This is a genomic window from Blastococcus aurantiacus (assembly GCF_900102425.1).
GTDB lineage: Bacteria > Actinomycetota > Actinomycetes > Mycobacteriales > Geodermatophilaceae > Blastococcus > Blastococcus aurantiacus.
The window spans coordinates 70,993-84,103 of the sequence record NZ_FNBT01000008.1 but is presented as its reverse complement, the minus strand read 5'-3'; the positions used below and the strand labels follow the sequence as shown (position 1 = coordinate 84,103).

At 73.8% G+C, this 13,111-nt stretch carries 14 protein-coding genes; 7 read left to right on the top strand and 7 right to left on the bottom strand.

Features of this window, described 5'->3' with window-relative positions; all coding sequences use genetic code 11:
• Positions 1-2 precede the first annotated feature (2 nt).
• On the bottom strand, positions 3-302 hold the full coding sequence (locus tag BLS70_RS16070) for a WhiB family transcriptional regulator (protein ID WP_091770065.1): 300 nt from the start codon (positions 300-302) through the stop codon (positions 3-5).
• Between the two features lie 348 nt (positions 303-650).
• Between BLS70_RS16070 and BLS70_RS16065 the strand changes: the two genes are divergently transcribed.
• A complete protein-coding gene (locus tag BLS70_RS16065; protein WP_091770063.1) occupies positions 651-1,379 on the top strand; it encodes a response regulator transcription factor in 729 nt (242 codons plus the stop codon).
• 66 nt (positions 1,380-1,445) lie between these two features.
• On the opposite strand, the gene BLS70_RS20875 is transcribed toward BLS70_RS16065, so the two are convergent.
• Both BLS70_RS20875 and BLS70_RS16040 read right to left on the bottom strand, forming a co-directional pair.
• Positions 1,446-2,741: an S-layer homology domain-containing protein gene (locus BLS70_RS20875; RefSeq protein ID WP_176946449.1), complete on the bottom strand. Its 1,296-nt coding sequence runs from the start codon at positions 2,739-2,741 to the stop codon at positions 1,446-1,448.
• 197 nt (positions 2,742-2,938) lie between these two features.
• Positions 2,939-3,358 carry a DUF5319 family protein gene (locus BLS70_RS16040; RefSeq protein ID WP_091770356.1) on the bottom strand — a complete coding sequence of 140 codons (420 nt, stop codon included), beginning with the start codon at positions 3,356-3,358 and terminating at the stop codon, positions 2,939-2,941.
• Between the two features lie 123 nt (positions 3,359-3,481).
• Between BLS70_RS16040 and guaB the strand changes: the two genes are divergently transcribed.
• The 3 genes from guaB to guaA are packed head-to-tail and all read left to right on the top strand — an operon-like array spanning position 3,482 to position 7,718.
• Positions 3,482-5,008 carry an IMP dehydrogenase gene (guaB, locus tag BLS70_RS16035; protein WP_255362520.1) on the top strand — a complete coding sequence of 509 codons (1,527 nt, stop codon included), beginning with the start codon at positions 3,482-3,484 and terminating at the stop codon, positions 5,006-5,008.
• A complete protein-coding gene (locus tag BLS70_RS16030; RefSeq protein WP_091770058.1) occupies positions 5,008-6,156 on the top strand; it encodes a GuaB3 family IMP dehydrogenase-related protein in 1,149 nt (382 codons plus the stop codon). The genes guaB and BLS70_RS16030 overlap by 1 nt, the downstream gene beginning before the upstream one ends.
• Complete coding sequence (gene guaA / locus BLS70_RS16025) at positions 6,156-7,718, top strand: glutamine-hydrolyzing GMP synthase (RefSeq protein ID WP_091770056.1); 1,563 nt, start codon at positions 6,156-6,158, stop codon at positions 7,716-7,718. The genes BLS70_RS16030 and guaA overlap by 1 nt, the downstream gene beginning before the upstream one ends.
• A gap of 18 nt (positions 7,719-7,736) precedes the next feature.
• Here guaA and BLS70_RS16020 read toward each other — a convergent pair whose 3' ends face one another.
• On the bottom strand, positions 7,737-8,423 hold the full coding sequence (locus tag BLS70_RS16020; RefSeq protein ID WP_091770054.1) for a helix-turn-helix transcriptional regulator: 687 nt from the start codon (positions 8,421-8,423) through the stop codon (positions 7,737-7,739).
• A gap of 62 nt (positions 8,424-8,485) precedes the next feature.
• Between BLS70_RS16020 and BLS70_RS16015 the strand changes: the two genes are divergently transcribed.
• A complete protein-coding gene (locus tag BLS70_RS16015) occupies positions 8,486-9,085 on the top strand; it encodes a dienelactone hydrolase family protein (RefSeq protein ID WP_091770052.1) in 600 nt (199 codons plus the stop codon).
• Here BLS70_RS16015 and BLS70_RS16010 read toward each other — a convergent pair.
• The 3 genes from BLS70_RS16010 to BLS70_RS16000 all read right to left on the bottom strand — a co-directional run bounded on the left by BLS70_RS16010 (position 9,067) and on the right by BLS70_RS16000 (position 11,147).
• Complete coding sequence (locus BLS70_RS16010) at positions 9,067-9,831, bottom strand: META domain-containing protein (RefSeq protein WP_091770050.1); 765 nt, start codon at positions 9,829-9,831, stop codon at positions 9,067-9,069. The genes BLS70_RS16015 and BLS70_RS16010 overlap by 19 nt on opposite strands.
• A 148-nt stretch (positions 9,832-9,979) precedes the next feature.
• Positions 9,980-10,222, bottom strand: a complete 243-nt coding sequence (locus tag BLS70_RS16005; protein WP_091770048.1) for a hypothetical protein — start codon at positions 10,220-10,222, stop codon at positions 9,980-9,982.
• Entirely contained in the window at positions 10,215-11,147 is a 933-nt protein-coding gene (locus BLS70_RS16000; RefSeq protein ID WP_091770046.1) for a PspC domain-containing protein, read from the bottom strand. Before BLS70_RS16000 ends, BLS70_RS16005 begins: the two co-directional genes overlap by 8 nt.
• 124 nt (positions 11,148-11,271) lie before the next feature.
• Here BLS70_RS16000 and BLS70_RS15995 point away from each other — a divergent pair, with 124 nt between their 5' ends.
• Together BLS70_RS15995 and BLS70_RS15990 are read left to right on the top strand one after the other, a co-directional pair.
• Complete coding sequence (locus BLS70_RS15995; RefSeq protein ID WP_255362519.1) at positions 11,272-12,459, top strand: ATP-binding protein; 1,188 nt, start codon at positions 11,272-11,274, stop codon at positions 12,457-12,459.
• The gene (locus tag BLS70_RS15990; RefSeq protein WP_255362518.1) at positions 12,456-13,109 is read left to right on the top strand and encodes a response regulator; all 654 of its coding nucleotides are present in this window, start codon (positions 12,456-12,458) and stop codon (positions 13,107-13,109) included. Before BLS70_RS15995 ends, BLS70_RS15990 begins: the two co-directional genes overlap by 4 nt.
• Positions 13,110-13,111 lie beyond the last annotated feature (2 nt).

Sequence of the window (13,111 nt, the reverse complement as noted above, 5' to 3'; positions counted from 1 at the left end):
TGTCAGACCCCGGCTGCGACGGCGGCCGGCTCGGCGGCGATCAGCCGGGCCCGCTCCTCCTCGCTCATCCCGCCCCAGACCCCGTACGGCTCGCGCACCGACAGTGCGTGCTTGAGGCAGGCGTCGACGACCGGGCAACGCCCGCAGACGGCCTTCGCCGCGGCCTGGCGCCGCGCCCGGGCGGGCCCGCGCTCACCGTCGGGGTGGAAGAAGAGGGACGTGTTCTCGCCACGGCAGGAACCGTGGAGCTGCCAGTCCCAGACCTCGGCGACGGGCGTCGGGAGTCTGCGGATGTCGGCCATGTCTCCTCCAGGCTTCGATCGAGCCGGAGGACCTTCCGGCTTCAAGGCGGCGGTGCCCGACGCCCCGCATGGTCAAACACGTCGTGATCGCAACTTTTCGCTCCGACCACCCGTCCGTGGCCCTCACCCGCGGGGGTGAGGGCCGCTGTTGCCCACCCCCGGAGTCGATCAAGGTGGAACAGCGCCGTGCCGAATCCGGGAGGGGGAGAGACCCGGATCCGCGCACGACGAGCGCGGAGGCGCGGGGCTCCCCCTGGTGGGGAGCCCCCGCCGAAGCGACCACCCGGCCGGGGTCAGCCCCGGCCGGTACGGACCCGGTACGACCGCCGGGCTGAGCGAGGAGCTGGCGTGATCGACGACAGGATGCGCGCGACCGGGAACCCCGGTGCGACCGTGTGGGTGTACGACGAGCGCCGGCGGGTCCGGGACGACGTCGCCTCGCGACTGGTCGCGCTGTCCTTCGTCGGCCGGGTGGAGGTGGTGGGTGACCCCGCGTCCCTGATGTCGCGGCTGGACACCCGGGCCCCCGACGTCCTCATCGTCGGCACCCAGCGCGCGGTCGACACCGGCCTCACCGCCGCCACCCAGGCGCTGCGCGCCCATCCCGGCCTGCCGGTCCTGGTGCTCGGTGCCCCCGACGACGCCGAGAGCGTCCGGGCGGCCGTCGCGTTCGGCGCCCGCGGCTACCTGCGCTGGGACGCCAGCCCGATCGAGATGGGCCTGGGTCTGTCCCGCGTCGGCCTGCGTCCCGAGGGCGCCCGCATCCCGCAGCAGCACTCGAGCCCGCAGCTGGCCGGTGCGTCGTCGTGGAGCGGGGCCACCCCGCTGGCCGGCTCCGCCCCGACCACGGTGCGCTCGACGGTCCGGGAGGCCGCGCCCGCCGCCGCCCTGTCGATGCGCGAGATGCAGGTGCTCACCGGCATGAGCCAGGGCAAGAGCAACGCCCAGATCGGCCGCGAGCTCTACCTGTCCGAGGACACCATCAAGACCCACGCCCGGCGGCTGTTCCGCAAGCTGGGCGCGAAGGACCGCGCGGAGGCCGTCGCCATCGGTTTCCGCCGGGGCGTCATGAGCTGACCACCCGCTCCACCCCGCACGTCCTCGCCCGGACCCCGCTTCCGCGGGTGTCCGGGCGAGCTGCGTTCAGATGCAGGAGTGGTTGCGGTCGAACCCGCCGGCGATCCACTGCGTCATGACCACCTGACCGCCGGGCGTCAGCGGAGGCAGGGTGCAGGCTCGCCAGGCCGCGGTGGCATCGGCGCCGGTGGCCAGCCAGCTGGGCAGACCTCGCAACGGGCTGTCGGAGCGCACCGCCGATCCGGTGATGACGTTCCACTGGTACCCAGTGGAGTACAGCCCGACCCCGGCCACACCGATCTCGGTGAAGTACTCCACCATCCCCTCGAGCGCAGCCACGTTGCGCTGCTGGCCGGCGGCGGAGCTCTCCCAGCTGTTCTCCGTCTCGACGTCCAGCCACCAGCGGTAGTCCTGCGGGCGGCTCACGCCTCGGGCCGTGGCGTCGGCCACCGCGAGTGCGCGGCCGTACTCGTAGGCGCAGGCGGTGCTCGGCTCGCCGCTGCACGTGCCGTAGCGGTTTTCTCCGCTCGTCGGCCACACGCTGGCGAGGGCCTTGCCGGGGTTGGCCGTGTTGACGTACAGCTGCACCCGCGGCTGCGCGGTGTCTCCTGTCGATCCGGCGGCCCAGGCCAGCTCGTCGGCCAGGCACGGGTTCGTCTGGTTCGCGATGCCGCGGTTGACGCCGACGATCGCGAACGACTGGCCCACCGGCAGGGCCGTGCCGCACTTGTCGTGGGAGACGTCGACGCCGACACCGGTCCACAAGACCGCGTGGTACCGGTGGAGGAAGGCCGCCATGGCCCCGCGGGTCACCGAGGTCAGCGGATGGAAGCCGCCGTCGGAGTAACCGGTGGTGATGTTCTGCTCGCCGAGCCAGCGGACGGCGCCGCAGGACACGCTCGACGTGGCGACGTCGGGGAAGGGTCGGCTCGCGCAACGTGGCGCGGCGGCCTGGCCGTGGGCGAGCCGGTAGAGGAACAGCGCCATCGCCTGCCGGGTCACCGGAGCGGCCGGCTTGAACGTGCCGTCGGGATAGCCGCCGGTCACTCCCAGGGCGACCAGCCAGGAGATCGAGCCACACGCGGGTGCGTCGACTGCGACGTCGGGGAACGGCGGCCGGCTGCACGCCGGCGCGCTGCCACTGCCGGGGTGGGCGAACCGGTAGAGGAACAGTGCCATCGCCTGGCGGGTCACCGGCGCTGCCGGCCGGTACGTGCCGTCGGAGTAGCCGCTGGTGATGCCGTTGGTGACCAACCAGTCGATGTCGGTGGCGAACGGGGCGCCGGCGGGGACGTCGTCGAACCGGTGGCCGGCCGAGGCGGCAGGGGCGAGGACGAGCGTGGCGGCGAGAAGAGCGACCACCAGGGGGAGGACGGCGCGGCTCCTCCGGTCACAGCTCAGCACGCGGGTACCGCCCTCGGTGTCAGCGACCTCTCGGTGGCACCGCGTGAGTCGCCGGCCCCGGTCGAGGCTGGTTCTACCAGGGGAACGCGCCGCCGCTGAGCCGCGGACGGTTCCGGCCGTCACAGGCGGCACACCCGCCCCGTCGCCCCCTGGCGTCAGTCGTCGCGGGCGTGCCGGCCGGTGCCGTGCCGGCCCGTGGGCTCCTCGTTCTCGGCGAGCGCGGCGACGCCGTCGGCGTAGCCGCTCGCGTAGTCCCAGCTGACGTAGTCGTCGGGGTCGGGGTCGAAGGGCGGCTCGTGCCTGCCGGTCTGCCCCTCGTCGAGCAGCTGGCGCAGGTTGGCCGCCATCAGCGCCCAGTCGACGTGGTGCTCCTCGTCGCAGTCGGGGCAGTCGACGACGATGCCCTTCACCCCGGTGGGCTCCAGCAGGGTGCGGAAGACCTCGAGCTCGGCGAGGTCGTCGAGGATCCCCGCACGCTCCTCGAGAGTGAGCGGCGGTGGACCCTGGTCGCCCGGACCGAAGTCCGGGTCCGAGGCACCGAAGTCGAGGCCGGAGCCGTCGTCGAACCCAGACACGGTGACCACGGTAACGGCCCGGCGGGCGGCGCACCGCCCCCCGGGCACCGCCGCCTACGATCGAGGCGGACTTCCTGCGCCCGGTCGGGGTGCCGGCCGGAGTCCGTTCCCGACCCTGAAGGGGTGGCGACCCACATGCAGCCCGACTTCGTGCCCGAGCTGCCGGCGAAGTTCGCCCCGCTCGGCCTCACCTACGACGACGTCCTGCTCATCCCGGGCGCGTCCGACATCGTGCCGACCGAGGTCGACACCAGCAGCCAGGTCACCCGGCGCATCCGCCTCGCCGTGCCGCTGCTCTCCAGCGCGATGGACACCGTCACCGAGGCGCGTATGGCCATCGCCATGGCGCGCGTCGGCGGCATGGGCGTCCTGCACCGCAACCTGGCGGCCGAGGACCAGGCCGGCCAGGTCGACCTGGTCAAGCGGTCGGAAGCGGGCATGGTCACCAACCCGGTCACCTGCACGCCCGACAACACCCTCGCCGAGGTCGACGAGCTGTCGGCCCGCTACCGGATCTCCGGCGCCCCGGTGGTCGACGCCGACGGCGTCCTGCTGGGCATCGTCACCAACCGCGACATGCGCTTCGAGAGCGACCCCAACCGGCTCGTGCGCGACGTCATGACGCCGATGCCGCTGATCACCGCCCCCGTGGGTGTGGACGCCGACACCGCTCTCGCCCTGCTGTCCAAGCACAAGGTCGAGAAGCTGCCGCTGGTCGACGCCGCCGGCCGGCTGCGCGGGCTGATCACCGTCAAGGACTTCGTCAAGCGCGACCAGTTCCCGCTCTCCACCAAGGACGCCAACGGGCGGCTCGTCGTCGGTGCTGCCCTCGGCGTGGGCGAGGACGCCTACAAGCGCGCCGGGCTGCTGGTGGACGCGGGCGTGGACGTGCTCGTCGTCGACACCGCCCACGGCCACCAGCGCGCCGTCCTCGACATGGTCGCCCGGGTGAAGAAGGACTTCGGTGGCGACAACGGCGTCGAGGTCGTCGGCGGCAACATCGCCACCCGCGCCGGCGCCCAGGCGCTCGTGGACGCCGGGGCGGACGCGGTGAAGGTCGGCGTCGGACCGGGCTCCATCTGCACCACCCGCGTCGTCGCCGGTGTCGGCGTCCCGCAGGTCAGCGCCATCTACGAGGCGTGGCTGGCGGCCGGCCCGGCCGGCGTGCCGGTGATCGCCGACGGTGGGCTCCAGTACTCCGGCGACATCGCCAAGGCGCTGGTCGCCGGCGCGGACACCGTGATGATCGGCGGGCTGTTCGCCGGCGTCGAGGAGGCCCCCGGCGAGCTCGTCTTCATGAACGGCAAGCAGTACAAGACCTACCGGGGCATGGGCTCGCTGGGCGCCATGCAGAAGCGCGGCAACCAGTCCTTCAGCCGTGACCGCTACTTCGCCGACGACGTGCTCTCCGACGACAAGCTCGTCCCCGAGGGCATCGAGGGCCAGGTGCCCTACCGCGGCGCCCTGTCCGGCGTCGCCCACCAGCTCGTCGGCGGCCTGCGCGCCTCCATGGGCTACGCGGGCGCGGCCACGGTCAACGACCTCAAGGAGCGCGGACAGCTGACCCGCATCACGTCCGCCGGGCTGGTCGAGAGCCACCCGCACGACATCCAGATGACCGTCGAGGCACCGAACTACCGGGGACGTTGATGAGCGCGCGCGACACCGTCGAGATCGGGCTCAACCGCTTCGCCCGGCGCGGCTACGACCTCGACGAGGTCTCGATCGTCCCCTCCCGGCGCACCCGCGATGTCGACGACGTCTCCACCGCCTGGCAGATCGACGCCTTCCGGTTCGGCATCCCGCTGGTCACCAGCCCGTCGGACGCCGTGGTCAGCCCGGCCACCGCGATCGCGGTCGGCGAGGCCGGCGGCCTCGGCGTGCTCAACGCCGAGGGCCTGTGGGGGCGCTACGAGGACCCGCTGCCGGTCTACCGGAAGCTGCGCGAGGCCGCGGGCGCCGAGGCGCCGCCGGTGGCGCTGCTGCAGGAGGTCTACGCCGAGCCGGTCAAGCCCGAGCTGATCGCCGACCGCATCCGCGAGATGCGCGACGCCGGCGTCACCACCGCCGTCCGGGTCTCGCCGCAGCACACCGTGCAGCTCGCGCCGACGATCCTCAAGGCGGGCGTGGACCTGCTGGTGATCCAGGGCACGATCGTCTCCGCCGAGCACGTGACCACCGGGGGAGACGCGCTCAACCTCAAGGAGTTCATCGCCGACCTCGACGTCCCGGTGATCGTGGGTGGGGCGGCGAACTACACGACGGCGCTGCACCTCATGCGCACCGGCGCGGCCGGCGTGATCGTGGGCGTGGGCGCCGACACCTACTCCACGACCGACGCCGTCATGGGCATCCGGGTGCCGCTGGCCAGCGCGATCGCCGACGCCGCCGCCGCACGCCGCGACTACCTGGACGAGACCGGCGGCCGCTACGTGCACGTCATCGCCAACGGCCGGATCGAGACCAGCGGCGCCATCGCCCGGGCGCTGGCCTGCGGCGCTGACGCCGTCCAGCTGGGGGAACCGCTGCGGATCGCGGCCGAGGCACCCGGGGGCGGCATCTGGTGGGACTCCGTGGCGGCGCACCCCCGCCTGCCCCGCGGGGCGACGTCGGCCCCGGTCGAGCCGGCCGGCTCGCTGCACGACGTGCTGCACGGGGCGGCGGAGTCCGCCGACGGCCGCACCAACCTCTTCGGTGCCCTGGCCCGCACGATGGCCAAGACCGGCTACCGCGACCTCAAGGAGTTCCAGCGGGTGGACCTGGTCATCGGTGGAGCGATCGGGGACGAGACCCGCTGATGGACTTCCCGACCGTCCTCGTCGTCGACTTCGGTGCCCAGTACGCGCAGCTGATCGCCCGGCGGATCCGGGAGGCCGGGGTCTACTCCGAGATCGTCTCCTCCGAGGTCCCGGCCGCGGAGATCGTCGCCCGCAAGCCCGCGGCGATCATCCTGTCCGGCGGGCCGTCGAGCGTGTACGCGCCCGAGGCCCCGCAGGTCGACCCGACCCTGTTCGAGGCCGGCGTCCCGGCCTTCGGCATCTGCTACGGCTTCCAGGCGATGGCCGCCTCCCTGGGCGGCACCGTGGCCCGCACCGGCGACCGCGAGTACGGCGGCACCCCGCTGACCGTCACCACCGAGGGCCGGCTGTTCGGCGACCTGCCGCTGGAGCAGAACGTCTGGATGAGCCACGGGGACGCCGTCAGCGCCGCGCCTCCCGGGTTCACGGTCACCGCCACCTCCACCGGCGCCCCGGTCGCGGCCTTCGAGGACGTCGACCGGAAGCTCGCCGGCGTCCAGTTCCACCCCGAGGTGCGGCACACCGCGCACGGGCAGACCGTCCTCGAGCACTTCCTGTTCGACATCGCCGGCCTCGAGCCGACCTGGACCATGGCCAACGTCGTCGAGGAGCAGGTCGAGCGGATCCGGGAGCAGGTCGGCGAGGGCCGGGCGCTGTGCGCGCTGTCCGGCGGTGTCGACTCCGCTGTCGCCGCGGCTCTGGTGCAGCGGGCGATCGGTGACCGGCTCACCTGCGTCTACGTCGACCACGGGCTGATGCGCGAGGGCGAGACCGAGCAGATCGAGCGCGACTTCGTCGCCGTCACCGGGGTGGACCTGCGGGTGGTCGACGCCCGCGAGCAGTTCCTGGGTGCGCTGGCCGGGGTCTCCGACCCCGAGGAAAAGCGGAAGATCATCGGCCGGGAGTTCATCCGGGTCTTCGAGCAGGCGGCGCTCGACGTCGTCGGCGACGCCAAGGAGCACGGCGAGAAGGTCGACTTCCTCGTGCAGGGCACGCTCTACCCCGACGTCGTGGAGTCCGGCGGGGGCTCGGGCACGGCCAACATCAAGAGCCACCACAACGTCGGCGGGCTGCCCGAGGACCTGCAGTTCACCCTGGTCGAGCCGCTGCGGACGCTGTTCAAGGACGAGGTCCGCGAGGTCGGCGTCCAGCTCGGCCTGCCCGAGGCGATGGTCTGGCGGCAGCCCTTCCCGGGGCCGGGGCTGGGCATCCGCATCGTCGGCGAGGTGACCCAGGAGCGGCTGGACATCCTGCGCAAGGCCGACGCGATCGTGCGCGCCGAGCTCACCGCCGCGAAGCTGGACCGCGAGATCTGGCAGTGCCCGGTCGTGCTGCTGGCCGACGTCCGCTCGGTCGGCGTGCAGGGCGACGGCCGGACCTACGGGCACCCGATCGTGCTGCGGCCGGTGTCCAGCGAGGACGCCATGACCGCGGACTGGACCCGGCTGCCCTACGACGTGCTGGCGAAGATCTCCACGCGGATCACCAACGAGGTGGCCGAGGTCAACCGGGTCACCCTGGACGTCACCAGCAAGCCCCCGGGCACCATCGAGTGGGAGTAGAAGGACCCCGCTCCAGCGTCACCTGACGGTGCGGGCGTCCTCGGGGGGTGTGCCGAAGATGGCCGGGTCGTGGTCCGGTGCCGCTTCGGTCGTGAGGTTCGCCGCCTCGATCCGGTCCCACCGGAACCAGCGCGGCGCCTGCCGCTCGCGGCACCAGGCGGCCAGCATCCAGTGAGCCCCGGGCCGGGCGAGGAACACCGGCTCCACCCGACGCCGGGTCACCTCGCCGGAGCCGCTGCGGTACCGGATGGCCAGGACGCGCCGGCGCAGCACCGCCTCCTCGACGGCGGCGGCTGCGGGCGGCCGCTGGTGCTCCGGCTCGCGCACCCACACCCGGGCGCCGAGCCGCTCCGCGTCGGCCCGCGCCCCGGGTCCGAGCACGTCGAGGATCTTCTCCAGCCCGGCTCGCGCGTCGACGGCGAACGGCGCGTCCGGTGCCCCGGCGAGGGCGACGGCGACGGCGACGGCCTGGGCCGGGGTCAGGTTCACCGGGGGCAGTGACGCCGCCGCATCCAGGACGTAACCGCCGCCAGGCCCGGCGGACGCCCAGATCGGGACGCCGGCCCGCTGCAGCGCGGCGACGTCACGCTTGATCGTCCGGGGTGACACCTCGAGCCATTCCGCCAGCCGCTGCGCAGTCCGGCCGCGCCGACCGGCCCGACGCAACTCCTCGGAGACGGCGTGCAGCCGGTCGGTGCGATTCACCGCGACATCGTGGCAGAGACGGTGACAGGACGGTGTCACCAGAGGCGGGTCACAGTCCCTCCATGACTCAGATCGCGCTCTTCCACTCCGTCCTCGGCGTCCGTCCCGGCGTCCGCGACGCCGCCGATCGGCTGCGCGCCGGCGGTCACCAGGTCCGCGTGGTCGACCAGTACGACGGGCAGGTCTTCGACGACTACGAGCAGGCCGGCGCACACGTGGAGCGCGTCGGCTTCCCTGCGCTCATGGCCGCTGCTCTCGAGGGCGTGGCCGACCTCCCCGACGGCTTCGTGGCCGCCGGCTTCTCGAACGGCGCCGGCATGGCAGAGCACGTGGCCCTCCAGGGTCGCTGCGCCGGCGTCCTGATGGTCTCGGGCGCGCTGCCGCCGGCGATGCTGGGCGCGTCCGCGTGGCCGCCCGGCGTCCGGGTGCAGCTGCATTCGGCGGAGGGCGACCCGATGCGCCATCGGGAGTGGGACGAGGAGTTCCTGGCCGTCGCACGAGCGTCGGGGGCCCCGGTCGAGGTGTTCGACTACCCGGTGAGCGGGCACCTGTTCACCGACCCGAGCCTCCCCGCGGAGTTCGACGCGCCGGCCACGGAACTGCTGTGGACCCGGGCGCTGGCGTTCTGCGCCGGGGTCGACGCTCAGCTCGCGGCCCGGTAGACGAGCCCCCGGCCGTCGTCGGCGGTGAGGGTGAGCCGGTCGGCGTCGATCGTGGCGACGGGACGGGCGGCGAGCACCCCGAGCACGTGCACGTCCTGGCGGTCCGCCGGCGGCGGGCAACCGAACGCGTCGTACGGCGCGTCGACGACGAGTGACTCGCCCTCGGAGCGCCACGAGCCGCCAATCGACCGGCAGCCGGTCGACGCCGTCAGGGCGCCGTCCTGCCCCAGCTCGAGGACGGCGGGTTCGCCGAGCGTCGAGGACGCCGTCGCGCCGTCGACCAGGGTGTCGAGCACCCAGCGGGTGCCGGCCAGCGGGCTGTCGGGCAGAGGCGCGACCCGGGAGAAGCGGAGCTCGACGGCGTCCCCGCTGAGCACCAGCTCGTCCCCGCGGACGGCCGAGGTCCGCACGCCGCCCAGCGCGGCGAGGTAGGCGCTCTCGGCGGCCATCACCTCCGGCGGGCAACCCATTTCGGTCTGCCCGATCCCGTCGAAGGTGAGCGCAGACCCGTCGAGCCGGGCGGTGGCGAACCAGGAGTTGCAGAAGGCGGTGCCTCGCGCGTCGTCCCCGGCCAGCTCGAGGGTCGCCTGCGCTCCCGGAGGTGCCGGGAGGTCGGCGCCGTCCGCCGTCCCGCCGGTGAGATGCCACTCGCCCTCGACGTCGGCCGTCCCTCCGCCCGCGTCCGCCTCCGTGCCGCAGGCGGCGATCGCCAGCACACCGAGCAGGAGCAGCACGAGACGGCGCATGCCTGCACGACGCCCGGCAGCAGCGGTCGGTTCCCGCACGCGGAAGGGCCCGGGGAGCTCAACGCTCCCCGGGCCTCTGCCTTTCCGCGGAAAAGCGGGCTGTCTTTCCGCGGAATAGCGGGCTGCCTTTCCGCGGAAAGGCGGACCGTCAGCGGCGGCGGCGCCGGGACCGGCGCAGCTCGCTGACCAGCAGGCTCACACCGGCGACGATCACCGCGATCCACACCAGGACGCCGTCGAACAGCTCCTCCGGCAGGTCCACCGGGGACATGAGCACGATCGCCAGGGCGATGAAGAGCAGCCCGGGGATCAGGGCGCCGAGGTCGGGACGGCGGCGCGGGGGCGTGCCGTCCTCGGTCTCCAGCGGGGTCACTGCCTGCCAGTCAGCCACGGTCCACCTCCACGTTCCCGACGCCGGCGTCGACGTCCAGGTAGATCTCGATCTCGTCGTCGCCGATCCACGAGCCGGGCCCGGTGCCGTCGAAGGAGCCCTCGGTGAGCCCGTCGCGGCCGAAGATGCTGACCTCGCCCATCCCCGAGTCGACGTCCACCTGCACGTCGGCGTCCCGGGGGAGGATGATCTGCACGTCGCCCAGGCCGTGGTCGACCTTGGTGCGGATCGGCTCGTCCAGGTCGCCCACGTCGACCCGGGACAGGTCGATGGTCATGTCGCCCACGCCCCCCTCGTAGGAGGACCGCACCTCCGCGGCGCTGGTGGGAACGAACGTGCGGTCACCGAGGCCACCGTCCACGTCGTCCCACGGCACCGACTCGGCCGCGATGAGCGCCAGCGACAGCACCGCCCCGAGGGTGATGAGCGCGCCCCGGGCCGTGCGGCCGCCGGTGAACGAGGCGACGACGAGCCCGGCGCCCACGACGAGCAGCGCGCCACCCAGGACGACGGTGGCGTCCAGGTCCCAGTCGGTGAAGCGGCCGACCAGCGCGAGGGCGCCGACCACGATCAGCAACCCGGCGAGGGTGATGCCCGGGACGGGGGAGCGGGGCCCGGCCGGCCGACGGGGACCGGTCGGCTGCTCGCCGACGGAGGTGGCTGCCGGCATGAGCAGCCAGAGCAGGAGGTAGACGAGGACGCCGGTGCCGCCGGCCAGCGCCAGGGCGACGAAGCCGACCCGCCAGAGCAGGGCGTCGACGCCGCTGTACTCGGCGAGGCCGCCCCCCACGCCGCCGATCACCTTGTCGCTGCGGCTGCGGCGCAGCTGCGGGCGGGCCCAGGCGCCGGGGGGCGGCGGAGGGGGCTGCCAGGCCGGCGGCTCGAGCGGCGGTGCCGGCGGCGGAGGAGGGAATGCCGATGTCATGGCGACCAGCCTGCCCAGCGCCGGGCTCGCGGACCATCAGGGAAGGCCCCCAACCGACCCTGGTTCCTCTTCCAGGGTGATCACCGGTACCGGCCCCGGTCCGCGCGGTGCGACGATCGTCATCGTGACCACCACCGTGCCCGCGGCACCGCCGCGCCCGCCGCTGGTGCGCCCGCGATCCGGGCGCGCCATCGCCGGCGTCGCGGTGGGGACGGCCGTGCACCTGCGGCAGGACCCGCTGGTGGTCCGGGTGGCCTTCGCCCTGCTCGCGACGACGGGGATCGGCATCGTGGCCTACGGGCTGCTGTGGCTGACCATGCCGGTGGCCGCGCCCGGCGACGAGCCCGTCGACCCGCTGCCGGGCTGGCGGCCCCGGGGCGCCAAGCAGTGGATCGCCACCGTGGTGCTCGGTCTGGTGGCGGTCAGCCTGCTCAGCGGGCTCTCGCAGTGGAACAACAGCGTCGTCACCCTGCCGCTGGTGCTGGTGGCGGCCGGGCTCACGGTGATCTGGCGGCAACTGGACACCGACCGCACCCTCGCCGTCGCCGGCACCCGCTGGACGCTCGCCGGCGGCGTGGTGCTCGCCGGCGCGGGGCTGGTGATCCTCCTGGCGACGACGGGCCAGCTGGCCAACGCCCGCAACGGCTTCGGGGCCACGCTGGTCCTGCTCACCGGCCTCGTGCTGGCCACGGCACCCCTGTGGCGGCGGCTGCTGGACTCCCGCGACGAGGAGCGCGCCGCCCGCATCCGCTCGGAGGAGCGCGCCGCCGTGGCCGCCCACCTGCACGACTCCGTGCTCCAGACGCTGGCGCTCATCCAGCGGCACGCCGACGACCAGCAGTCGGTCGGCCGGCTGGCCCGCAGCCAGGAGCGCGAGCTGCGCGCCTGGCTCTACGACCCCAAGGTCGTCCGCGAGGGCGGGACCTGGGCGGGGCTGGTGGCCGGCATGGTCGCCGAGGTCGAGGGCGACCACGCCCTCGTGGTCGACCACGTCGTCGTCGGCGACGCGCCCGTCGACGAGGGGCTGGCGGCGCTGGGAGCGGCGACCCGCGAGGCGCTGGTCAACGTGGCCAAGCACTCCGGCGTCACCGCCGCGGACCTGTACACCGAGGTGACGCCGGACCGCGTCTCGGTCTTCGTGCGCGACCGCGGCGCCGGCTTCGACGCCGACCTCGTGCCGTCGGACCGCCGCGGCCTGCGCGACTCGGTCACCGGCCGCATCACACGACTCGGCGGGACGGCGCTGATCCGTTCCGCCCCCGGAGAGGGGACTGAAGTGGAACTCGCACTGCCCAGGGCGGCGTCCTCGTGATCCGCGTGTTCGTGGTCGACGACCACGCGATGGTGCGGGCCGGCGTGCGCGCCGAGCTGGGCGACGCGGTCGACGTCGTGGGGGAGGCCCCCGACGTCCCCACCGCCGTGGAGGGCATCCGGGCCACGCGTCCCGACGTCGTCCTGCTCGACGTCCACCTGCCCGGGGGCGGTGGCCTCGGCGTGCTGGAGGCGCTGCGCGCGGAGCTGCCGGACGTGAAGTGGCTGGCGCTCTCGGTGTCCGACGCCGCAGAAGACGTCATCGCCGTCATCCGGGCCGGGGCGCGCGGCTACGTCACCAAGACCATCTCCGGGCCCGACCTGCTGGACGCCGTCCGCCGGGTCGCCGACGGCGACGTCGTGTTCAGCCCCCGGCTGGCCGGCTTCGTGCTCGACGCCTTCTCGGCCGCGGGTGCCGCGCCGGCCGCGCCGGTCGAGGAGGCGACGGATCCAGGCCTGGACCTGCTGAGCGCCCGCGAGCGCGAGGTCATGCAGTTGCTGGCGCGCGGCTACACCTACCGGGAGATCGGCTCGCGGCTGTTCATCTCGGTGAAGACGGTGGAGTCCCACGCCTCGAACGTGCTCCGCAAGCTCCAGCTGTCCAACCGCAACGAGCTCACCCGGTGGGCGGCCACCAACCGGCTGCTCTGAAC

What these genes read in the sequence shown, in the direction of transcription:
- BLS70_RS16030 (WP_091770058.1), top strand. Translation starts at nt 5,008, where the DNA reads ATGAGCGCGCGCGACACCGTCGAGATCGGGCTCAACCGCTTCGCCCGG.
- guaA (WP_091770056.1), top strand. Translation starts at nt 6,156, where the DNA reads ATGGACTTCCCGACCGTCCTCGTCGTCGACTTCGGTGCCCAGTACGCG.
- BLS70_RS16070 (WP_091770065.1), bottom strand. Translation starts at nt 302, where the DNA reads ATGGCCGACATCCGCAGACTCCCGACGCCCGTCGCCGAGGTCTGGGAC.
- BLS70_RS16000 (WP_091770046.1), bottom strand. Translation starts at nt 11,147, where the DNA reads ATGACATCGGCATTCCCTCCTCCGCCGCCGGCACCGCCGCTCGAGCCG.
- BLS70_RS16015 (WP_091770052.1), top strand. Translation starts at nt 8,486, where the DNA reads ATGACTCAGATCGCGCTCTTCCACTCCGTCCTCGGCGTCCGTCCCGGC.
- BLS70_RS16010 (WP_091770050.1), bottom strand. Translation starts at nt 9,831, where the DNA reads ATGCGCCGTCTCGTGCTGCTCCTGCTCGGTGTGCTGGCGATCGCCGCC.